This is a genomic window from Enterobacter cloacae complex sp. 418I7 (assembly GCF_050030705.1).
GTDB lineage: Bacteria > Pseudomonadota > Gammaproteobacteria > Enterobacterales > Enterobacteriaceae > Enterobacter > Enterobacter intestinihominis.
This window is the reverse complement of record NZ_JBLGUU010000001.1, coordinates 2,601,508-2,622,657: the sequence shown is the minus strand read 5'-3', so window position 1 is coordinate 2,622,657 and position 21,150 is coordinate 2,601,508. Positions and strand designations below refer to the sequence as shown.

Genomic DNA, 21,150 nt, shown 5'->3' with positions numbered 1-21,150 from the left:
CTTAATATGCAGGAACGACAGGATACCGGCAGTGATGCCGTGTTTACCGGAGCCAGTGGGAACAATCAGCTGGTGGCGGCCGCCAATCCGCTGCTCAATGCGATTCCGCAAATCCGTCATTCGGTTTCCCACGACGATCAGGTCGGGCTGCGCCAGCGCCTGATTGACGAAATTCGCCGTTTCGAGGTGCGATGCCAGCAGGCGGGCTTACCATATGAAGTGATTGTCGGCGCGCGCTACTGCCTCTGCACGGCGCTGGACGAAGCCGCCGCTCTGACCCCCTGGGGAAGCAGCGGCGTCTGGTCAAGCAATGGTCTGCTGGTGACGTTTCATAACGAAACCTGGGGCGGCGAGAAGTTTTTCCAGCTGCTGGCACGTCTGTCTCAGAATCCGCGCGAACACATTCTGCTGCTGGAGATGATCAACTACTGTTTGCTGCTCGGCTTTGAAGGCCGCTACCGCGTGCTGGACAATGGCCGGACCCAGCTTGAAACCATCAAACAGCGCCTGTGGCAGATGATCCGTGGCGTTCGCGGCAGCTACCCGCCGCCGCTCTCGCCGCACCCGGAAGATCGCCCCGTTCTGCGCAAGCTCTGGCGGCCGATGATTCCACTCTGGGCGTGCGTGGCGCTGGTCGGCTTTATCGCCTGCCTGTTCTATATCGTGCTGAACTGGCGTCTCGGTGATAACACCAGCCCGGTGCTGGCGAAAATTTACCAGTCCCAACTGCCGGAAACCACGATCCAGCAACCTGCGCGCCAGCTGCCGGCGGTACTGAACCTGCGCGGCTTCCTGAAACCGGAAATTGATGCCGGTCTGGTGGCCGTTAAGGATGAGGCGGATCGCAGCGTGGTGATCCTGAAAGGGGACGGACTCTTTGCCTCGGCCTCAACGGTGGTGCGCGATCGCTATGAGCCGGTCATCGACCGCATCGCCCAGGCGATGAATAACGTCAGCGGCAAAATTCTGGTGGTGGGGTACAGCGACAACGTGCCGATCCGCAGCGCACGCTTCGCCTCTAACTATGAACTCTCGCTTGAGCGCGCCCGTTCGGTGCAAAAACAGCTCCAGGGTAGCCTCTCGCAGCCTGAGCGCGTCAAAGCCGAAGGGCGGGGCGAGATCAACCCGGTAGCGCCTAACACGACGCCTGAAAATCGCGCCCGTAACCGCCGCGTGGAGATTACGCTGCTGGTATCGCCTGACAATACCCAGGCCGAGCTGAACGGATTGCCGCAAGGAAACTAAGGATGCTGACTACTCTACTTTCTATACTGACCAATCGCATTCTGTGGAGCTTCCTGGGCGTAACGGCACTCGCGGCGGTCATCTGGATGATTGGCCCGCTGTTGTCCATCGTGGACACCCGGCCCCTTGAATCAGAGCAGAACCGCGTCATCAGCATTGCGGTGGTCTACCTGATTTGGGCTCAGAGCCACATTCTGCCGCGGCTGTATAACGCCTGGCTGAACCGTAAGCTGATGGACAAGCTTAACGAAAATACCACCAGCCCGGAGGCGGCCGATCCGCAGAAACGTCTGAACAGCGAGGAGCAGATCCTTGCCGGGCGTTTCGATGAAGCCGCCCAGATGCTGAAAAAAGCCCACTTCAGCAAAGCGGGACATGGCGCGCAGTGGACGCAGCGCTTCAGTACGCAGTACCTCTATCAGCTGCCGTGGTACGTCATTATTGGCGCGCCGGGTTCAGGTAAAACCACCGCGCTGGCCAACTCCGGGCTGCAATTCCCACTGGCGGACCGCTTCGGTAAAACCGCGCTGCGCGGCATTGGCGGCACGCGCAACTGTGACTGGTGGTTTACCAACGAGGCGGTTCTGCTGGATACCGCGGGGCGCTACACCACTCAGGAGAGCGAGCAGGTTCAGGACGCCGGGGAGTGGCTGGAATTTATCAACCTGCTGCGTAAATACCGCCGTCGCCAGCCCATCAACGGCGTGATTATCACCATCAGCATTTCCGACCTGCTTTCGCAGTCCGCTGAGGCCTCCCGCCAGCAGGCGGTCAACCTGCGCCAGCGTCTCTCCGAGCTGCATGAACAGCTGGGTATTCGCTTCCCGGTGTATGTGATGGTGACCAAAGCGGATCTGCTTAAAGGCTTCCGCGCCTGGTTTGCGGATTACGACAAAGCCCAGCGCGATCAGATCTGGGGCTTTACGCTGCCGTGGGAGCAGACCAAACACGCCGATTACGACCTGATGGGCAACTTCCAGCAGGAATTTTCCCTGCTGCAACAGCGTCTGGATGCTGGCCTGCCGGAAACCATGCTTAAAGAGCATGACGCCAAAACCCGTGCGGAAGCCTATCTCTTCCCGCAGGAGTTCGCCGCGCTGCGTCCGCTGCTGGCAGACTACCTGAGCACGGTCTTTGCCCGCTCAAACTTCGAAACCGAATTTTCGCCGCGCGGCATCTACTTTGCCAGCGGCACCCAGGAAGGGATGCCGTTTGACCGCGTGATGGGCGAGCTGAACCGCGCGCTCTCCTTACCTGAAGGGGAGGAAAGCACGCGCTGGGATTCGGTAAGCAAAGAGGCGCCGATCCCGGGCGCGAAGGGCCAAAGCTTCTTCATTAAAAATCTGCTGCAAAACGTGATTTTCCAGGAAGCGGGCATCGCCGGGGAAAACCGCTGGTGGGAGCTGCGCAACCGCGCCGTGATGTGGTCCGGCTACGCGGCGCTGCTGGCCCTGCTGGTGATCCTGGGTGGTCTGTGGCTGACCAGCTACGCCAAAAATAAAGCTTATCTGGAAGAGGTAGATGCAAAAGTGCCGATGCTGGAGCAGCAGAGCAAGGCGCTGCAAAACCAGCCCCAGCGAGATCTGTTTGCGCTTCTGCCGCTGCTTAACAGCCTGGTGGATTTGCCGAAAAGCGATGCCTTCGACGTTAACAACCCGCCGGTTTCCCGCCGCATGGGGCTTTATCGCGGGGATGACGTCAGCGATGCCTCGCAGTCTCTGTATCAGAAGGCGCTGGATCAGATGCTGCTGCCTGCCGTGGCGATGCACATTACCACCTGGCTGCGCAACGACAACGGCAGCGACGTGGAGTACAGCTATGAGGCGCTGAAAGCCTATCAGATGCTCTACCAGCCTAAGCATTATGACGGTAAATTCCTGCACTCGTGGGTGATGCTCAACCTGCAACGCAACCTGCCGCAGAACGTGACGCAGGCGCAGCTTCAGGAGCTGGAATGGCACCTGACGCAGCTGCTGGAGCCAAAAATTCAGGCTTCACCGTATGCGCAGGATGAGGATCTGGTGGCCCGCGAGAGGGCGCTGATCAACCAGCAGCCGCTCTCAACACGCGTATATGGGCGCCTGAAACGTCTGCTGGAGCATGATGAGAACCTGAAGCCGGTTTCGCTTTCTGATCTCGGCGGCCCGCAGAGCGAACTGGTGTTTTCGCGCAAAAGCGGCAAGCCGGTTAGTGAGGGCGTACCGGGCCTCTACACGCCGGACGGCTACTGGAAAAGCTTCAACGACCAGATCGACAGCGTGACCACCGCCCTGCACGAGGACGATGCCTGGGTACTGGGAGCGACCACTGCCCAGGAAGATAAACAGCAGATCGACAACGCCGTGCGTCAGCTCTACATGCGCGACTTTATCGTTAACTGGGATCGCTTTCTCGCTGATATTCAGCTCAACAACAGCGCCGATCTTTCCCAGCGTATCAACACCGCGCGCCTGCTTTCAGGCACCAATTCGCCGCTGCGCCGTCTGGTACTTAACCTGAGCAAGGTGCTGACCCTGTCGCGCACTGCGCCTGCGCCGGAAGATGCGCAGAAAGCGGAAGACCAAAGCAACCGCGCCACCCGCACGCTGGAAGCGCTGTTCAGCAACGGTGACAATGCCCCGACGCAGGGCGCGGTTGTGACGCAGGCGCCTGAGCAACTGGTGACCGACCACTATGCGCCGATGATTGAGCTGGCGCAGCCGCTGGAGAAGGGCGGTAAGACCATCGTCTTTGATGATTTTCTCAAGCAGGTTGACGAGCTTTATCGCTACCTGACTGCCGTTCAGGATGCAGCAAACAGCGGTATGCCTGCGCCGGGCGGCGATGCAATTAGCCGCCTGCAAGCCAGCGCGGGACGTCTGCCGGGCGGGCTGCAAACCATGTTCAGCAATATGGCCGTCGGCGCCAGCAGCGACACTCAGCGTCGCGATCTGGAGAACGTGCGTAAGCGCATTAACGTGGAAGTGGGTGGGTTCTGCCGTCAGGCGATTGCCGGGCGTTATCCGCTGGTGCGCAGCGCCAGCACCGAGGTGACGCCGGACGATCTCGCCCGCATGTTCGCGCCGGGCACCGGACTGATGGACACCTTTTTCCGCGACAACCTGACCAACAAGGTGGACACCACCCAGGCGAACTGGCGCTTTATGCCGGGCATCGACGGTAAAACGCTTCCGGGCAGTGAAGGGCTGCTGCGTCCGTTCCAGCAGGCGCAGTCTGTCCGCGATGCCTTCTTCGCAAACGGCGCGACCACGCCATCCTTCAAGGTGACGGTGCGCACCGTGCGTATGGACAATACCATTCTGAACCTGACGCTGGACGTGGACGGCCAACTGCTGCGCTACAGCCACGGTCCGCAGGCGGTGCAGATCATGACCTGGCCGGGGCCGGGCGGGACGAACCAGGTGCGTATGCAGCTCGGTCTTGCCAATGGCAGCACCGCAACGCTGGTGACCAACGGTTCCTGGGCGCTCAACCGCTTTTTCGACAAGGCGCGCACCAGTCCTGGCGCGGGTAGCCTGAGTCGTCAGGCGACCTTCAACGTCGACGGACATCAGGTCACGCTGGAGTTTGCCCCGAACAGCATCCGTAACCCGTTCCAGCTTCCCCGTTTCTCATGCCCATAACCGCAAGGACAGCCGTATGACGAATACCCCTGCGATGAACCGTTATAGCTGGTATGGCAAATTACCCAGCGCCGGAGATTTTTTGCAGCGTCGCTTTCCGGATACCCTGCAACGCCAGTGGTCGCACTGGTTTCAGGTCGGCCTGCTGGCCTGGCAACAGGAAGAGCAGCGCAGCGGCGAGCGCCCGTTTTCTAAAGCCCCGGTGTGGAACTTTGTCGTCCCGCCGATGCTCGGTAGCCAGATGATTCAGATGGGCTGCCTGCTACCGGGCCGTGACAGCGTAGGCCGTCACTATCCGGTATGCCTGCAACTGAGCTTCACCCCGGCCGAGTGGTCATCCCGTCTGCTCGGGCAGGCTGAAAGCTGGTACCAGCAGCTTGGCCGTCTGGGGCTGCACGCGGTGCGTAACAGCTATTCTGCCTCCCAGCTGGATGAAATGCTGATGACCATCCCGGCGCCCCAGCCGGTTGAGCCGCAAAAGCGTTCCGACATTCTCGACGTGATTGGCTATGACGACGAGGGTCAGAGCACGCTGGGCTGGCCGCAGGCGGCGGAGTGTTTTGATCCGCTGCGCCAGACCAGCTACTGGTGGACAAACCGCTGCGACGGCTATCCGCTTTACACCCACGTCCACAGCGGAAACTTCACCGGGCAGCTCTTTACGCTGTTGTTCGATCCGGCAGGCGGCGCCCGTCCGGGCCGCCACGGTCTTTACCCGCCTATGTTTGAATAAGCAGGGATCTTATGAATATCGATGAATTTCTCGCGCCGATAAGCCCCGATAACCCCTGCGGTGAAAACCTGGAGTACGACGCTGATTTCCAGGCCATGGGGCAGGCCAGTCAGGGCAAAGCCGAACAGCAGTTTGGCGACACCATCATTCCGGCAGAGCCTGCCGACTGGAACACGGTGGAAAGACTCGCCACCAGCCTGCTGGGCCGCACCAAAGATCTTCGCGTCATGCTGGCGTTAACCCATGCCTGGACGCGTCGTCGCGGGCTGGCAGGTTACGCCGACGGGCTACTGCTGGTGCAGGAAGCCCTGTCCCGTTACTGGGAGCAACTTTACCCGCTGCTGGAAGAGTATGGCGAAACCGATCCGTTCTACCGCATTAACGCCCTCGCCGGGCTGAGCGATAAATCTGACCTGACGGTCGCGGTGCGTAACGCCTCACTGCTCCGCTCTAACGGCGATGAGATTTCGCTCCGTGACGCCCAGGCGCTGCTTGATGGCAGTAAAACAGAGTGTCCGGATTATCCGGGCGGTCGTCCACGACTGATCGATGAGCTGGCCCGGGGCGATCAGCCAGGCACCGAAGCGGTAATCGTGATCAACGAACGCCTGCTCGCCATCCGTGAACTGCTTACCGGCTATCTCGGGGAAAGTGGCGTACCGGAGATGGAACAGCTGCTGAAAACCGTCGGGCAAGTTTCGAGCGCCTGTCAGGTGACCGATATCAGCAAGTTGCTGCCGAACCGTGACGCGCAGGCTGAGCAGCACGCCGAGCCGCAGCCGGTGACCGCGTCGCCCGTTCAGCAGGTGACGGACTGGCGCAGCGTGCAGGTGACCAGCCGCGCCGACGCGCAGCTGATGCTGGAAAAAGCGAAACAGTATTTTGCGAAGTACGAACCCAGCCACCCCGCACCGCTGATGATTGAACGGGTGCAGCGGCTGTCTGAACTCAACTTTATGGACATTATTCGCGACCTGGCGCCAGACGGCGTTAACCAACTGGAAAACATCTTTGGACGCCGCGAATGACGCGTCCTGGCATTATGACGACAGGCATGGAGTCTGCCGTTTCACCTTCACCGCGCATCTTTGATGGAGAACATCATGGCAATGAGTAACAGTGGACAGAAATTCATCGCACGCAACCGTGCTCCCCGCGTGCAGATCGAATATGACGTAGAGATCTACGGCGCAGAACGCAAAATTCAGCTGCCGTTTGTGATGGGCGTTATGGCCGATCTGGTTGGCAAGCCGGTGGAAAACCTGCCAGCCGTCGACGAGCGTAAGTTCCTTGAAATCGACATCGACAACTTCGACGAACGCATGAAGGCGCTGAAGCCGCGCGTGGCGTTCCAGGTGGATAACACCCTGACCGGCGAAGGTAAGCTCAACGTCGATCTGACCTTTGACAGTATGGACGACTTCCTGCCGGACGCGGTAGCCCGCAAAGTAGAGCCGCTGAACAAGCTGCTGGAAGCGCGCACCCAGCTCTCTAACCTGCTGACCTACATGGACGGCAAAAACGGCGCGGAAGAGCTGATTGCAAAAATCCTTCAGGATCCGACGCTGCTCAAATCCCTGAGCCAGATGCCAAAAAATGACGAAAGTGCGAAAGGTAGCGAGGAATAATCGATGAGCAACCAGACTCAACAACACGATCAGCAGGCGGGCCAGGCCTTCAGCCAGGACGAGTTCAGCGCGCTGCTGAATAAAGAGTTCCGCCCGAAAACCGATCAGGCGCGCTCTGCCGTAGAAAGCGCGGTAAAAACCCTGGCGCAGCAGGCGCTGGAAAACACCGTGACCTTCTCAAACGATACCTACCGCACCATTCAGAACCTGATTGCCGGTATTGACGAGCAGCTTTCACAGCAGGTGAACCAGATCATTCACCACGAGGAGTTCCAGAAGCTGGAGAGCGCCTGGCGCGGGCTGAGCTATCTGGTGAACAACACCGAAACCGACGAGATGCTGAAGATCCGCTTTATGAGCATCTCCAAGCAGGAGCTGGGCCGCACCCTGAAGCGCTACAAGGGCGTGGGCTGGGACCAGAGCCCGATCTTCAAAAAAATCTACGAGCAGGAGTACGGCCAGTTCGGTGGCGAGCCGTTTGGCTGCATCGTAGGCGACTACTACTTCGACCACAGCCCGCAGGACGTTGAGCTGCTGGGCGAGATGGCGCGCATCGGCTCTGCGGCCCACTGTCCGTTCATTACCGGCACCGCGCCGGGCGTGATGCAGATGGAGTCCTGGCAGGAGCTGGCTAACCCGCGCGACCTGACAAAAATCTTTCAGAACACCGAATACGCCGCCTGGCGTTCACTGCGTGAATCGGAAGATGCCCGTTATCTGGGCCTGGTCATGCCGCGCTTCCTGTCGCGTCTGCCGTACGGCATTCGCACCAATCCGGTCGACAGCTTTGACTTTGAAGAGCAGACCGACGGCGCGAACCACAACAGCTACTCCTGGGCGAACGCGGCTTACGCGATGGCCGCCAACATTAACCGTTCCTTCAAAGAGTACGGCTGGTGCACCTCGATTCGCGGCGTGGAGTCCGGCGGGGCGGTGGAAAACCTGCCGTGCCACACCTTCCCGAGCGATGACGGCGGCGTGGACATGAAATGCCCGACCGAGATCGCCATCAGCGATCGTCGTGAAGCCGAGCTGGCGAAAAACGGCTTTATGCCGCTGGTTCACCGCAAAAACTCCGACTTCGCCGCCTTCATCGGCGCGCAGTCCCTGCAAAAACCGGCCGAGTACCACGACCCGGATGCCACCGCTAACGCGCGCCTGGCCTCCCGTCTGCCTTACCTGTTTGCCTGCTGTCGTTTTGCTCACTACCTGAAGTGCATCGTGCGCGACAAAATCGGCTCCTTCCGCGAGCGCGAAGAGATGGAACGCTGGCTGAACGACTGGGTGATGAACTACGTGGATGGCGACCCGGCTAACTCCTCCCAGGAAACTAAGTCCCGCAAACCGCTGGCGGCTGCGGAAGTGCAGGTGCAGGAAATTGAAGACAACCCGGGCTACTACGCCGCGAAGTTCTTCCTGCGTCCGCACTACCAGCTGGAAGGCCTGACCGTTTCCCTGCGTCTGGTATCTAAACTGCCGTCGCTGAAGACGAAGGACGCGTAATGATGATTGCCGGCCCGAAGGGGCCGGCAATTCGAGCGGAAGAGCTTAGCTTGTTTCTGTCAGTGAATAAGGATAGCCGGTGAAACATATACTTTTGATCGCGACCAGTTTGCTGGCAGTTTCTACTCTCGCAAGCGCGGACGCAGGAAATTACAAATACCCTCAAGCGGAAGCATTGCCTCAGGATGACACATCAAACTTCCAACGCGATCCGACGCTGTTAACAGGGTACGATTTAAATCTGAGTGCAGAGCGTTTTGCTAAAGCCTGGCTGTCGAAAACGAATGAACGTGAACGCATTAAGGCAAATATGTATCTTCTCGGCGTAGTCGACGCGTCTGAGGGCACTGCATGGTGCAAGGGCAGGCCTTTTTTGCCAAATACAATACATGAGTTTCTCTATTCTCGTTTTGCGGACTTATCGAAACAGAAAGGCGAGGAGCGCGCTTCAAAAATCATCATTGACGGCATGAAAGAATTACGCCCGTGCAAAAAAGGAGAGTGACAGATGAGACCATTATACGAACAACTTAAACGTCAGCATCACTCTTCAAATCACACACGCGCGGGTTTTGCCTCGGGTGAACAGGTTTTTTCAGAAATTGGCTACGATTATTCGACGATTATCAAGCAACAACCGGCATACGAAAATACCTGTGCGGTAAGAATGAGCCTGGCATTGTTAAAATGCAATGTTGAATTTACAGGGCGTTTACCCATAAAGACCGGTCCCTATAAGGGAAAAACAATCGAGCCTGGCGCAAAATTACTTGCCGATCAGCTTTTTAAATCCCATGTGTTTGGCAAGGCAGAAATCTTTAAAGACCGCGAGGCTGGTGCACGCTCAATGTTGGGCCGAAAAGGTGTTGTTTTCTTCAATAAAATTGATGGGTATGGGGGTGGTCATATCGACCTTATCGAGCCTCTGAGTAATAATTCGTTTATATGTAACTCCGATTGCTTTCCGTACTGTCAGGAAATCTGGTTTTGGGAATTAAAATAATTATATTCAGGTTTCTAAAGACCGCATTACTTTTGTTCACTTGCTTATCTTTTTCTGCTCGCAGTGACAACCCTTACGTTGATTTTTATCAGCAGCAAACATACCGGCAGGTGGTAAAAGATTTGGTCCTGGCGCGCTGCCTTGCGCAGGTTGCAGATAAAGGCAGTCAATTTTCTGCTGATGCGGCCCGCAGTGCGAGTGCATTTATTGAGTGGATGCCGTTTGATGCTGAAAACGGTACTGACAAAGTTAACGCCATTATTGGGAAGTATAAAAACCAAATTAATGGTTTCCACTCGGAGCGCAAACCTGATGTAAAAGGCGTAACCTTAAATTGTCTACGTCTTTATCATAGCGACGAACTGAATAAACTGGTTCCGCAGCTCATCATTGGCGATCCTGATCGTACCTGGATTCAGGATAATCCGCCGTAGTAAAAGACTTCACATTCTTTCCGTTCATTCAGGGGGAATGTAAGACTATCAAATGACACGGGTCGTTTGATATGAGGCAGAGGTAAAATATGGACGGTTTTATTCAGCCCCATGCTTTCCTGTTTGCCATATAAGGGCTTTTTCGAAAGCAATATTGTTCATCCACGAAGAGTAGATATTATGGCTATTGATATGTTTCTGAAGGTCGAGGGTGTTACGGGCGAATCTAAAGATTCTAACCACACCGGCTGGACTGATATTACCTCCTTCTCCTGGGGCGCGTCCCAGCCGGGTAATATGAGCGTTGGTGGCGGCGGCGGTGCCGGTAAGGTTAACTTTAACGATCTGCACGTTAACGCTCTGATCGACAAATCCACTACAGCAATCCTGAAACACTGCGCAAGCGGTAAGCACCTGACCAAAGTTGAACTGTCCGTCTGCAAAGCGGGTGGTCAGCAGGTTGAATATACCCGCATCACCCTGGAAGACGTTCTCGTGACTTCCGTTCAGTACACCGGTGCCGACAACGGCGATACCGTTGGCGTGACCTATGCATTCCAGGCTGCGAAAGTGAAACAGCAGTACTGGGAGCAGACCACTGCCGGTGGTAAAGGTGCTGAAAGCAGCGCTGGCTGGAACATCAAAGAAAACAAAGAAGCATAACAGGAGTGGGCCCGAAAGGGCTCACTTTATCCTGTGCTTTTTAAAAGGGAAAATACTTATGCGTCCTGCTTTTGGTGCCGCCTGGAACAGATTCAGAGAGGTTAATGTCAATGTCGAGACGGTGGGTAAATTATTGGGTGGAAAAGTCCAGCACAATATCGAAGCCGGAATTTTTCAGAATGCATGCCCCATTCGTATGAGCTACGTTTTAAATTATTGTGGCGTTCCAATTCCCGCCAACAGTAGATATGCGACGGTTACGGGGAGTGATAAAAAACGTTACATGTATCGCGTAAAGGATATGATTGCTTTTCTGCCAACTGTACTGGGTAATGCAGATCTGACGGTGACGTCTCCAACACCAGGCCAATTTGCAGGTAAGCAAGGCATTATCATCTTTACCGGTCATGGCTGGAGCGATGCCACTGGACATGTCACGCTCTGGAATGGGAATATTTGCTCCGATGATTGCCATTTTCTGGGTTCTCCCGGTAATGGTTCGTTTATTCCTGGCAGCGCTACGCTCTGGAGCCTGAAATGAAACATTTACTCGCTTTCGTGCTGGCGTTGAATACCTCATATACCTTCGCCCAAACTCTGCCGGACGTTAATACCTTTTCTCAGCAACAGATTTTTGAAAACTGGGTGCAAAATCGCTGTATCGGAAAGATTGCGGATAGTACGACACTGAAAAATGATGCAAAGGCAAGCGCCGCAGCATGGCTGGAAGCCAGTAACCTGCCTGCCGAGAATTTCGAAAAGGCCGACGAGGTTATTAACACCTTACTGAAACAGAAGCTAGGTGGTACAGCACCGGTAAACTATGAGGTTTTAAAGTGCAGCCTAATTTCCCATAGCGATGCGATTCGCCAACTCAGTGTGCAAAAATAAATCTTCTGCAAAAGCTAAAAAATTAAAAAAGAATACAAGGAGTTTCCATGGCAAGTCCGTCAAACGTTGCTCCAGGTTACTGTATTGTTCAGCAACCCGGCACTCTGGATTTTCAGGCAAAACAGCTATTTGGCAATGTGCGCAATGAAAAATCCGAGTATTTTATGCAATTGAATAAAGACACTGCGTGGCTCAAGCCTGGACAAATATTAATTGTCGCTGATCCACGTAGCGATAATCAAACACAGCAGATTAATAGTTTAGCCATTGCGAAAAAGAAGGTAACCAACGCGCTTGCGACTTTGGACGTGGTCACTGCTGAATTTTTGAAAAATAATTATGATAATATAAAAGCCATAACAGGCTGGGGCGATACAATCGTCGGTGGTGTGAGTGGTGCTGGTGAGTCATATTTTAAGCAAATAGAAAATATTTTAATTAAAATTGAAGCTACCTATCAAAATCAGTACAGAACACAAGGTGCGCTTTTCGGCCAACAGTTTTATGCTGAGCGCAATGCGCTTTTCGCACAATTGAAACCCTTGTTAAATAAAATAACTAAAAAACAGCTTAAGTTTAAAGATTATGCGGATCTTAAGAGAGCATTAGGGCTTTCCACGAAATCAATTGTCCATGAATGGAGTACTGTTGGGATTGGCGCAATCCCAGGTTACTCAACATATATTGACAGAACTGCCAAAATCACCTCTTATCTGAAAGCAGGCGGATGGGTTGCTTTAGGTTTTTCTTTTGTGAACACGTCTAACGAAGTTTATCATGCCTGCACCACTGGAAGAGAAAATGAGTGCAGCAGGGTTGCAGTGACTGAATATAGCAAATTTGGAGGTGGTGTCGCTGGTGCTGCATTAGGCTCATCCCTGGCGGCTCCCATTTGTCTTGCATTAGGTGTACCCACAGCGGGGACAGGAACACTCATCTGTGGTTTAGTGGTTGGTGCAGTCGGGGCTGCGGGTGGAACACAAATCGGTGGGTTTGCAGGAGAACAGCTCAATAACTTAATTTTTAGCGGAGAATAAAGTGATTTTTAATAATATTTACTCTGCTGTTATTATATGTCTTTTTGCTGCCTTTATAATCCTGGTTATTTCATTTTATATAGACTATCGAAAAAAACATCGCCAGGTTAACCAAATATATTCGATATTCACAAATCAACAGTTGCTCAAAAAAGAAGATTATCAAACCTGGCAAAATCTTGGATTCTGGGGGTTTGGTTTTCTCACCACAATTTTATCACGGATCTTACAGGGTAAGCGTGTGAGACTCACTGAGTGTCGTTGGCTTGAGCCACAGTCGTGCAATGAAATTTTGTCTGCCTTTGAGTTATCATGGGTTAAGTCGTACAGAAGAAAAATCATTATTGCCACTATTATATTTTTAGTGCTGTTAATTCTTTCCATCGTTAATAATATGTAATCCTACTCTGAAATTTAAATGATGCCTTTCTGAATTAACCCCTAAACCCCGCCGTTCTCATCCCCGAGAGCGGCAGCGTTTGAGCGCTAATCATACCAGCAGGAATACGCCATGCGATTCACGATTATTTCTACGAAACCCGGTCATCAGCCGCCGCAAAGCAGCTGTGATTTTTATGCCCCGGGCGGCACCATTGGGCGCGGTACGGATAACAATCTGGTGCTGCCGGACAATGACCGCACTATCTCACGTTTGCAGGCCATCGTTCATGTCGACGCCAGCGGCGAATGTCGCGTCACGAACCGTGGCAGCGTCACCCGCGTGGTATTGAATGATATTCCGCTGGAGCGTGGGCGTCAGGTTGAGCTTCAGGATGGGGATATTCTCGGTATTGATGATTATCGCATTGAAGTCAGCGAACTCATTCATGACACCCAGCCCGTAAGCCGCATGGCGGCCAGCATGCAGCAGGCGCGCCCAGCGGCGACACCTGCTCCGGCGGCACAACCGAAACCGGCCAGCGCCGCGCCTCGCGGAAAAGCTGAACCTACGGCCGTGCCGTCGGAAATCTGGGACAGCCTGATGCAGGAGTTCTCCATCTCCGACAGCATCTCCAGCAATCGGGCAAAGCCACAGCCCGCGGCCTCCCACGACCCGTTCTCCCAGCCTGCGGCCCCGGAGCGGAATGCCGAAGACCCGCTGGCGATGTTCAACGATGCCGATCCGTCGCTTGAACGTAAAAACGTGGACCCGGACACGCTGTTCAGCGATGAAGCGTTGTTTAAACAGGAGAGCATCTTTGACGATGTCACCCCTTCAACGCTGGTACAGCCGGACGAAAGCAAACCTGCCCAGCCAAAGGAAGAGGCGTCGGATGAACTCGATCCGTTAGCCCTGTTTGGCGGGTCGGCGAGCGCGCCTGCCGCGCGTCACGATGACCCTCTCGGCCTGATGGGCGGCGCGCCGTTAACCCATCCGGATGAAATCGTGGCTGATAAGCCGGAGCCAAAGCCTGAAGCGCAAGCCGCACAGGAAGAGGATGCGCTGGCCAGTTCACCGCTGTTCGATCCGGAACCGACTGAACCACAGGACGCGCCGCGCGCGGAAGAAGAGCCCGCGCGTCCCGATTACGCTGGCTTCACCATGCCAACGCCGCAGGCCGTGGCGCGCAGCAACGCGCAGGCGCCGAAAGGCCGCCTGCGTATCGACCCGGTTAAAAACGCTGCATCGCCTGCTGCCTCCGCGCAGACCGGCGAGCGGGGCGAGGTGCTTCAGGGCGAACTGCTGGAGGCGCTGCTGGAGGGCATGGGCCTGAGCGAAATGCAGCCGGTGCCGCAGTTTGACCGGGAAAATATGCGTCAGCTGGGGCAGATCCTGGGCATGTTCTCGCAGGGAACCGTGGCGCTGCTCTCCTCGCGCTCCATTCTCAAGCGCGGGGTGAAGGCCGATATGACCATGGTGCTTGACGATGCCAACAACCCGTTCAAGCTGCTGCCAACCGGTAAAACGGTCCTGATCCAGATGTTCGGCACGCCGATGCCGGGCTTTATGCCGCCGACCAAATCGGTGCGTGATGCGCTGATCGATCTGCAGGCGCACCAGCTGGGGATGATCTCCGGTATCCGCGCCATTATCGCCGCCATGCTGCAATCCTTTAACCCGGAACAGCTGGAAGAGCAGGCGAAACAGAACGGAATGACGTCACGCCTGGCGCTGCCGGGCAGCCGTAAAGCCGCGCTGTGGGATTATTTCGTTCGCAGCTATGGCGAGACGGCGGGCGAGATCGAGGACGACTTCCATACCCTGTTTGGCGAAGCCTTCCTCCATGCCTATGACATGGAGGTCAATCAGTACAAAGACTCACAAAGCGGATCCGAAGAAAAATGAATATCGCAACGGCTTCTCTCTCCCGCCAGGGGACGCGCGCCAGCAACCAGGATCAGACGGGAGAAACCATCGGGGAACGTTCAGCCTGCTTTGTCGTCTGCGACGGCATTGCGGGCCTGCCGGGCGGCGAGGTGGCCGCTGAGCTGGCCCGCAATAGCATTATTTCCCGCTTTGATGGCGACAAGCACCTGAATGCGCAGCATATTCGTGACTACGTCCAAACGGCGAACCGTACCATCCTCAGCGAACAACAGGCGGTGCAGGACTATCGCCGGATGGGTACCACGCTGGTCAGCCTGTTTATCGACAGGGATTACCGTCTGGCTTACTGGGCGCACGCCGGAGACAGCCGCCTGTACCTGTTTCGCCGCGGCTGGCTGTGGCACGTCACCACCGACCACAGCCTGGTGCAGCAGATGAAAGATGCCGGGCATCAGACCGACGATCTCAACAGCAACCTCCTGTATCTGGCGCTGGGTATTGAGAATGGCGGACCGGAAGCGAGCTACAGCGATGTCGTGCAGGTTGAAGACGGTGATGCGTTTTTACTCTGCACCGACGGTTTCTGGCACGGCGTCAGCGAAGAGCAGATGAAGCAGTCGCTGCACATGGTCAATACGCCACAAGAGTGGCTGACCTTGATGAACCAAATCATTCAAAAGAATGCTGAACAGGAGGGCAATGCTCAGGATAACTATACCGCCGTGGCGGTGTGGATGGGCAACCCTCAGGACACCACTTTGCTGCATACGCTCTCTGACGCAGCACAATTTCTTCCCTGCGGAACTGATTAGACACACAAGGATTGATATGAAACTTTGGCTATCGGGTTTGGCTCTTCTGACGGTGGCGACCACCGCACAGGCTGAAAACTTCCGCATCGTGCAGTCTCCTGCGCAGAAGCTGGATATCTGGATCGACAACATTAAAGACAATACGCCGCAAAGCTGGTGTAAGGCGGACGTGGCGCTGCGTATCGTGGCGAACGGCAAGAAAGAGGTTTCGGTGCTGGAAAACTTCGTGCCGCGCCTTGGCTCGCTGCTGGAGCACCAGTGTAGCAAACTGAATACCCTGAACTGGACGCTTAACGATCCGGAAGGCACGACGCTTGCCCGGGGCACAGCGGCTAAAGCGCAGGACTGGGCGCTGGTGGTGAAACAGCAGGAAACGGCGGCGGCAACGACCACCACCTCAGGCGCGCTGCTACCGCCTGACCAGAATCCGGAGACGCACACCGTGGCGGCAGATCGTACGCCATGGCAGGAGTTCACCCTTCAGGACGGTTGCCACCTGCGCACCTTCTGGGAGGGCGGTTCCTCCGCGCCAGCGCTGTTTATTCCCGATTCCGACACCACTCGCTGCGGCAACGGCAGCTGGCTCAGCGGCCACACCGTGGTGACGCAGAATCGTAACGGGACGCAGAAAGCGATTCCGGTCACCTACATTCACGGCTTCCCGGTGATGGGACTGAACAACGCGGTCGATCCTGAAAAGGCGCTGATTACCTCCGTCAACAAAGAGCGCATGGTCTTCAGCACCCCGAACAGCGATCAGAGCTGGATGATCCTGCCGTACGACAGCACCCTGAACGGCTGGAAGAGCAACGGCACGGTGGCGGTGGAAATCACCCGTGAGATCGCCAGCGACGACGCCAGACTCCAGGCGCGTATCGCAGAGGTGAAGAAGATCTGGAGCGCATGGGTTGCACCGGGCGCGGAGCTGAATGTTGTTCTGATTGACACGCTGCGTCCGCAGCTACGCGATCCGGCTGTGGGCGCCTGGCGCGCGGCGAATTAAGGAGGGGCTATGAATACGCTTTATCAACGTCTGGCGGGTGAGTCGATTAGCGACGCGCTGCTTCGCCTGGAAGCCGAAATCAAAGCTCGTCCGGCGGATGCCGATCTGCGCGCCGCGTTTGTGCAGTTTCTGATCCTCAGCGGCAACTGGGCGCGCGCCCTGACCCAGCTGAAAAGCTGGCTGGCGCTGAAGCCGCAGGCAAAACCAACCGTAACGCTGCTGGAGCAGGCCATTCAGGGTGAACAGCAGCGGGCGCGCGTGTTCGCGGGAGAGGTACGACCGGCAATGCCCGAGGCGCAGTGGCCGTGGCTGACCACGTTAGCCCAGGCGCTGACCGAAAGCGCAGGGCATGCGCAAACGCTGCGCCTGGCGGCACTCGAACAGGCCCCGGCAAGCCGCGGGCAGGTCACGCTGGAGAATGAAGAGAGCCACACCTTTGAATGGCTGATGGACGGCGATGCCCGTCTGGGGCCGGTGTGTGAAACCCTGGTCAACGGCCGCTATTTCTGGGTGCCGTTCTGCGCCATCGACACGATCCGTTTTCAGGCTCCGGCCAGCGTGACCGATCTGGTGTGGCGTCATGCTCTGGTCCGCCTCACAGACGGCACCGAGCAGGTGTGTCAGATCCCGGCGCGTTATCCGTTTGCTGACGGAGCGCCAGACAGCGTTAAGCTGGGGCGCACCACCGAGTGGCTTCCACTCGACGATGACGGCACCCTGTATGAAGGCATGGGGCAGAAAGCCTGGCTGAGTGAGCTAAGCGAAAGCCCGCTGCTCACCCTGAGCCTGGTGACGTTCGCCGCGGATGGCGCGGATGAGTAATCCCGCTGGCGAAGGCGATCTGCTGCGCAGCGGCTGGCAGGCCCGCAGCAGGCAGGAGAAAGTGGGGGCGCGCGACAAAATGCAGCCGTCACTGCTGGATCGCCTGACGGATAACGATCCGGAAAAAAAACGCGAGTCCGCCAACAGTAATCTGATTACCCACGCCGCGCTGCGTCGTAACGTCCTGCGGGATTTACAGTGGTTGTTTAACACCATTAACCACGATGCCTCCAGCGATCTGAGTGGTCTGACGCAGGTGAGCCGTTCTGTCGTTAACTTTGGCGTCGCGCCGCTGGCGGGGAAAAGAATGTCCGATATCGAATGGCACGACATTCAGCGCAAGCTCACCGAAGCGATTATTAACTTTGAACCGCGGATCCTGCCGCAGGGGCTTCAGGTTCGCTGCGTGTCCGATACCTCCTCATTAGATCTGCACAACGTGCTGTCTATCGAAATCAAAGGCCGCCTGTGGTGCGTACCGTATCCGCTGGAGTTTCTCTTTCGCACCGACGTCGATCTTGAGAACGGCCATTTTGAACTGAAGGATGCGGGGTAATTATGGAAAGCAAACTACTCGAATATTACAACCGTGAACTGGCCTATCTGCGCGAGATGGGCGCGGAGTTCGCCGAACGCTACCCAAAAGTGGCGGGGCGGCTCGGCATGCGCGGCATCGAAGTGGCGGATCCGTACATTGAGCGCCTGATGGAAGGTTTCGCCTTCCTGACCTCCCGCGTGCAGATGAAAATGGACGCCGAATTTCCACGCTTTTCACAGCGTATGCTGGAGATGATTGCGCCAAATTACCTGGCGCCTACGCCGTCGATGGCGATCGCTGAGATTCAGCCCGACAGCAGCCGGGGCGACCTGAGCAAAGGCTTTATTGTGCCGCGCGGCACCATGATGGACAGCCTGGCGCTGAAAAAAACCGGCGTTACGTGCAGCTATACCACGGCGCACGAGGTCAACCTGCTGCCGTTAAAAATTGAGCGGATCGAGCTGGGCGGCGTTCCCGCCGATCTGCCGCTGGCCCAGCTCGGCCTGAGCCAGCGGGGGATCAGCAGCGCCTTACGGATCCGCATTGCCTGCGATGGCCCGCAGCATCTTGGGCACCTGGATTTTGACCGCCTGGAGTTCTTCTTAAGCGGCCCGGACATCGAGGCGCTGAAGCTGCTGGAGCTGGTGATGGAGCACCACGCGGGTATTGTCTGCCAGACGGTCAGCAAGCAGCCCCAGCGCCAGCTGCTGTCGTCTGACGCCCTGCGTCAGGAAGGCTTTGATGCGGATCAAGCGCTGCTCCCGGACGATCTGCGTAACTTCGACGGCTATCGCCTGTTGCAGGAGTACTTTGCGTTCCCGGCGCGTTTTCGCTTCATCAGCCTGAGCGGGCTGGGCAAGCTGATCCAGCGCTGCGAAGACGAAAAAGCGTTTGATATCTTCATTCTGCTCGACAAGAGCGACGATCAGCTGGAGCGCGTGGTGGATGCCAGCCACATGGCGCTGCACTGTACCCCGGTGATCAACCTGTTCCCGAAAGTGGCGGCCCGGCAGAAGCTGAGCGAAAGCCAGCATGAATACCATCTGGTGGTGGATAACATCCGCCCGCTGGATTATGAAATTTATGCTGTGAAAAAAATCTATGCCAGCGCGGATGGTCAGCGGGACGACCAGACGTTTCGTCCGTTCTGGAGTACCTGGAGCGGAGACGCGGGCAACTACGGCGCCTATTTTTCCTTGCGCCGTGAACAGCGCGTCCTCTCTGAACACGCGCTGCGCTACGGCACCCGTACGGGCTATATCGGCTCGGAGGTCTTCGTCTCGCTGGTGGATGCGCAGCACGCGCCGTGGCAGGAGAATTTGCGCTACATTTCCGCCGAGGTGCTGTGTACCAGCCGCGACCTGCCGCTGATGCTCCAGCAGGAGCTTGGGCAGTTTATTATGGCCGACTCCATGCCGGTGGAGGCGTTAACCCTGCGTAAAGGCCCGACGCCGCCGCGTCCGGCGCTGGCGGAAGGGTTCAGTACCTGGCGGCTCATCAGCCAGCTGCAAATGAACTACCTCAGCCTGATGGACAGCGAAAACGAAGAGGGCGCTGCCGCGCTGCGTCAGCTGTTAGGGCTGTACGCTAACCTCGCCGAGACGCCGGTTGCCCGTCAGGTGGATGGCGTTCGTCACTGCGTGCTGGAGCCGGTGCACCGCCGCGTGCCGGAACCCGGCCCGGTGGTGTTCGCCCGCGGGATCGGCATCACCCTGACGGTGGACGAACGCGCCTTTTCCGGTGCCAGCCCGTGGCTTTTCGGCAGCGTGCTGGAACGCCTTTTTGCCCGCCTGGTCTCCATCAACAGCTTTACGGAGTTCACGCTCAAGAGCCAGCAGCGCGGCGAAATTGGCTACTGGGCGCCGCGCATGGGTAAAAGGGCGCTGGTATGAGTGAAGTTGCCCCTGCAACGCTGCGCGTGCATCGCCTGACGCCGCTGCCCGATGCGTTCTGGCGCGGAGTGCGCGAGACGCCGTGGCGCTACGATCTGTTTCAGCTGTTAAGACGTATTGATGCCCAGGGCGGAGAACGTTACCCGCTGGGGCGCGCGCCGCTGCCTAAATTTGAGCCGCTGCGTATTGGTCAGCAGCCTTCAATGGGGTTTGCGCCGTCAACGGTTGCCGAGGTCCGGCAGCGGGAAGAGAACGGACTGCATGAGGTTTCCATTCTGAGCTTCGGCCTGTTTGGTCCTAACGGCCCACTGCCGGTGCACATGACCGAGTATGCCCGCGAGCGTATTCATCATCATCAGGATCACAGCCTCAGCGCGTTTGCCGACCTCTTTCACCACCGCCTGACGCTGCTGTTTTACCGCGCCTGGGCGGACGCGCAGCCTGCCGTTTCACTGGATCGCGACGACAACAGGCGCTTCGAAGGGTATCTTGCATCGCTGATTGGCATGGGTCAGCCCGGCCAGATGTCGAAAGGCAGCCTGAGCCCGCATGCCCGCTTTACTCACGCCGGTCACCTGACCCGCCATGGGCGGGACCCGGAAGGGCTGGAGAAGATCCTGCGCAACTATTTCAACATTCCGGTCAGGTTGGTGGCCAATGTACCGCAGTGGATGCCGCTCTCAACGCGGGAGCAGGCACAGCTGGGTGAGGGGCGTCGCCTGCCGCGCATGGGGGAGTCCGCTTTTCTCGGCATTGCGGTACGCGACGTGCAGCATAAATTTCGTCTTGAGATTGGCCCGTTGAGCGCAGACGAATACAACCGTTTTCTGCCGGGTGAAGGGTGGGTCACCGAGCTGCGCGACTGGGTGCGACAGTACGCCGGGGTGGAATTTGAATGGGAAACACGGGTGATCCTGCGCGCCGATGCGGTGCAGGGCACCACGCTCGGCAGCGCCGGGCGATTAGGGTACAACACCTGGCTGGGCCTTCAGCCTCAGCCTGTTCCGCGTGGCGATCTGGTGTATCGCGCAGAGCGATAATCCTTCCGTATACC

20 protein-coding genes are annotated in these 21,150 nt (G+C 56.9%); all 20 read left to right on the top strand.

What is annotated here, in order from left to right:
- Positions 1-6 precede the first annotated feature (6 nt).
- The 20 genes from ACQG0S_RS12575 to tssG all read left to right on the top strand — a co-directional run bounded on the left by ACQG0S_RS12575 (position 7) and on the right by tssG (position 21,136).
- The gene (locus ACQG0S_RS12575) at positions 7-1,245 is read left to right on the top strand and encodes a DotU family type VI secretion system protein (RefSeq protein WP_003859963.1); all 1,239 of its coding nucleotides are present in this window, start codon (positions 7-9) and stop codon (positions 1,243-1,245) included.
- A 2-nt stretch (positions 1,246-1,247) separates the two neighbouring features.
- Positions 1,248-4,868, top strand: a complete 3,621-nt coding sequence (tssM, locus tag ACQG0S_RS12570) for a type VI secretion system membrane subunit TssM (RefSeq protein WP_023306458.1) — start codon at positions 1,248-1,250, stop codon at positions 4,866-4,868.
- Positions 4,869-4,884: 16 nt separating this feature from the next.
- The gene (tagF, locus tag ACQG0S_RS12565) at positions 4,885-5,601 is read left to right on the top strand and encodes a type VI secretion system-associated protein TagF (protein ID WP_006810959.1); all 717 of its coding nucleotides are present in this window, start codon (positions 4,885-4,887) and stop codon (positions 5,599-5,601) included.
- A gap of 11 nt (positions 5,602-5,612) precedes the next feature.
- Positions 5,613-6,629, top strand: a complete 1,017-nt coding sequence (gene tssA, locus ACQG0S_RS12560; RefSeq protein ID WP_048965781.1) for a type VI secretion system protein TssA — start codon at positions 5,613-5,615, stop codon at positions 6,627-6,629.
- A gap of 75 nt (positions 6,630-6,704) precedes the next feature.
- On the top strand, positions 6,705-7,229 hold the full coding sequence (gene tssB, locus ACQG0S_RS12555; protein ID WP_022648413.1) for a type VI secretion system contractile sheath small subunit: 525 nt from the start codon (positions 6,705-6,707) through the stop codon (positions 7,227-7,229).
- Positions 7,230-7,232: 3 nt separating this feature from the next.
- Complete coding sequence (tssC, locus tag ACQG0S_RS12550) at positions 7,233-8,732, top strand: type VI secretion system contractile sheath large subunit (protein WP_006810956.1); 1,500 nt, start codon at positions 7,233-7,235, stop codon at positions 8,730-8,732.
- 79 nt (positions 8,733-8,811) lie between these two features.
- The gene (locus tag ACQG0S_RS12545) at positions 8,812-9,237 is read left to right on the top strand and encodes a Rap1a/Tai family immunity protein (RefSeq protein WP_074142863.1); all 426 of its coding nucleotides are present in this window, start codon (positions 8,812-8,814) and stop codon (positions 9,235-9,237) included.
- 3 nt (positions 9,238-9,240) lie between these two features.
- The gene (locus ACQG0S_RS12540; RefSeq protein WP_048965780.1) at positions 9,241-9,735 is read left to right on the top strand and encodes a T6SS effector amidase Tae4 family protein; all 495 of its coding nucleotides are present in this window, start codon (positions 9,241-9,243) and stop codon (positions 9,733-9,735) included.
- Complete coding sequence (locus tag ACQG0S_RS12535) at positions 9,720-10,169, top strand: T6SS amidase immunity protein Tai4 family protein (protein ID WP_080461274.1); 450 nt, start codon at positions 9,720-9,722, stop codon at positions 10,167-10,169. The genes ACQG0S_RS12540 and ACQG0S_RS12535 overlap by 16 nt, the downstream gene beginning before the upstream one ends.
- 180 nt (positions 10,170-10,349) lie before the next feature.
- Positions 10,350-10,832 carry an Hcp family type VI secretion system effector gene (locus ACQG0S_RS12530; RefSeq protein WP_014884229.1) on the top strand — a complete coding sequence of 161 codons (483 nt, stop codon included), beginning with the start codon at positions 10,350-10,352 and terminating at the stop codon, positions 10,830-10,832.
- A gap of 58 nt (positions 10,833-10,890) precedes the next feature.
- On the top strand, positions 10,891-11,373 hold the full coding sequence (locus ACQG0S_RS12525) for a type VI secretion system amidase effector protein Tae4 (protein WP_023300327.1): 483 nt from the start codon (positions 10,891-10,893) through the stop codon (positions 11,371-11,373).
- Positions 11,370-11,723 carry a T6SS amidase immunity protein Tai4 family protein gene (locus ACQG0S_RS12520; RefSeq protein ID WP_038416232.1) on the top strand — a complete coding sequence of 118 codons (354 nt, stop codon included), beginning with the start codon at positions 11,370-11,372 and terminating at the stop codon, positions 11,721-11,723. The genes ACQG0S_RS12525 and ACQG0S_RS12520 overlap by 4 nt, the downstream gene beginning before the upstream one ends.
- A 47-nt stretch (positions 11,724-11,770) precedes the next feature.
- Complete coding sequence (locus ACQG0S_RS12515) at positions 11,771-12,760, top strand: hypothetical protein (protein WP_426750410.1); 990 nt, start codon at positions 11,771-11,773, stop codon at positions 12,758-12,760.
- A 511-nt stretch (positions 12,761-13,271) separates the two neighbouring features.
- Positions 13,272-15,047, top strand: a complete 1,776-nt coding sequence (gene tagH / locus ACQG0S_RS12510; protein WP_048966901.1) for a type VI secretion system-associated FHA domain protein TagH — start codon at positions 13,272-13,274, stop codon at positions 15,045-15,047.
- Positions 15,044-15,841, top strand: a complete 798-nt coding sequence (locus ACQG0S_RS12505) for a PP2C family protein-serine/threonine phosphatase (protein ID WP_003859969.1) — start codon at positions 15,044-15,046, stop codon at positions 15,839-15,841. The genes tagH and ACQG0S_RS12505 overlap by 4 nt, the downstream gene beginning before the upstream one ends.
- Positions 15,842-15,857: 16 nt before the next feature.
- A complete protein-coding gene (locus ACQG0S_RS12500; RefSeq protein ID WP_022651409.1) occupies positions 15,858-16,844 on the top strand; it encodes a hypothetical protein in 987 nt (328 codons plus the stop codon).
- Between the two features lie 9 nt (positions 16,845-16,853).
- Entirely contained in the window at positions 16,854-17,666 is an 813-nt protein-coding gene (locus ACQG0S_RS12495; protein ID WP_048966900.1) for a type VI secretion system accessory protein TagJ, read from the top strand.
- On the top strand, positions 17,659-18,222 hold the full coding sequence (tssE, locus tag ACQG0S_RS12490) for a type VI secretion system baseplate subunit TssE (protein WP_015570336.1): 564 nt from the start codon (positions 17,659-17,661) through the stop codon (positions 18,220-18,222). The genes ACQG0S_RS12495 and tssE overlap by 8 nt, the downstream gene beginning before the upstream one ends.
- Before the next feature lie 2 nt (positions 18,223-18,224).
- Positions 18,225-20,096, top strand: a complete 1,872-nt coding sequence (tssF, locus tag ACQG0S_RS12485; RefSeq protein ID WP_426750407.1) for a type VI secretion system baseplate subunit TssF — start codon at positions 18,225-18,227, stop codon at positions 20,094-20,096.
- Positions 20,093-21,136, top strand: a complete 1,044-nt coding sequence (gene tssG / locus ACQG0S_RS12480; RefSeq protein ID WP_022648402.1) for a type VI secretion system baseplate subunit TssG — start codon at positions 20,093-20,095, stop codon at positions 21,134-21,136. The genes tssF and tssG overlap by 4 nt, the downstream gene beginning before the upstream one ends.
- Positions 21,137-21,150 lie beyond the last annotated feature (14 nt).

Bases quoted from the DNA above. Each gene is read 5' to 3' on its own strand.
- ACQG0S_RS12575 (WP_003859963.1), top strand. From the start codon at position 7: ATGCAGGAACGACAGGATACCGGCAGTGATGCCGTGTTTACCGGAGCC.
- tssM (WP_023306458.1), top strand. From the start codon at position 1,248: ATGCTGACTACTCTACTTTCTATACTGACCAATCGCATTCTGTGGAGC.
- tagF (WP_006810959.1), top strand. From the start codon at position 4,885: ATGACGAATACCCCTGCGATGAACCGTTATAGCTGGTATGGCAAATTA.
- tssA (WP_048965781.1), top strand. From the start codon at position 5,613: ATGAATATCGATGAATTTCTCGCGCCGATAAGCCCCGATAACCCCTGC.
- tssB (WP_022648413.1), top strand. From the start codon at position 6,705: ATGGCAATGAGTAACAGTGGACAGAAATTCATCGCACGCAACCGTGCT.
- tssC (WP_006810956.1), top strand. From the start codon at position 7,233: ATGAGCAACCAGACTCAACAACACGATCAGCAGGCGGGCCAGGCCTTC.
- ACQG0S_RS12540 (WP_048965780.1), top strand. From the start codon at position 9,241: ATGAGACCATTATACGAACAACTTAAACGTCAGCATCACTCTTCAAAT.
- ACQG0S_RS12530 (WP_014884229.1), top strand. From the start codon at position 10,350: ATGGCTATTGATATGTTTCTGAAGGTCGAGGGTGTTACGGGCGAATCT.
- ACQG0S_RS12525 (WP_023300327.1), top strand. From the start codon at position 10,891: ATGCGTCCTGCTTTTGGTGCCGCCTGGAACAGATTCAGAGAGGTTAAT.
- ACQG0S_RS12520 (WP_038416232.1), top strand. From the start codon at position 11,370: ATGAAACATTTACTCGCTTTCGTGCTGGCGTTGAATACCTCATATACC.
- ACQG0S_RS12515 (WP_426750410.1), top strand. From the start codon at position 11,771: ATGGCAAGTCCGTCAAACGTTGCTCCAGGTTACTGTATTGTTCAGCAA.
- tagH (WP_048966901.1), top strand. From the start codon at position 13,272: ATGCGATTCACGATTATTTCTACGAAACCCGGTCATCAGCCGCCGCAA.
- ACQG0S_RS12505 (WP_003859969.1), top strand. From the start codon at position 15,044: ATGAATATCGCAACGGCTTCTCTCTCCCGCCAGGGGACGCGCGCCAGC.
- ACQG0S_RS12500 (WP_022651409.1), top strand. From the start codon at position 15,858: ATGAAACTTTGGCTATCGGGTTTGGCTCTTCTGACGGTGGCGACCACC.
- ACQG0S_RS12495 (WP_048966900.1), top strand. From the start codon at position 16,854: ATGAATACGCTTTATCAACGTCTGGCGGGTGAGTCGATTAGCGACGCG.
- tssE (WP_015570336.1), top strand. From the start codon at position 17,659: ATGAGTAATCCCGCTGGCGAAGGCGATCTGCTGCGCAGCGGCTGGCAG.
- tssF (WP_426750407.1), top strand. From the start codon at position 18,225: ATGGAAAGCAAACTACTCGAATATTACAACCGTGAACTGGCCTATCTG.
- tssG (WP_022648402.1), top strand. From the start codon at position 20,093: ATGAGTGAAGTTGCCCCTGCAACGCTGCGCGTGCATCGCCTGACGCCG.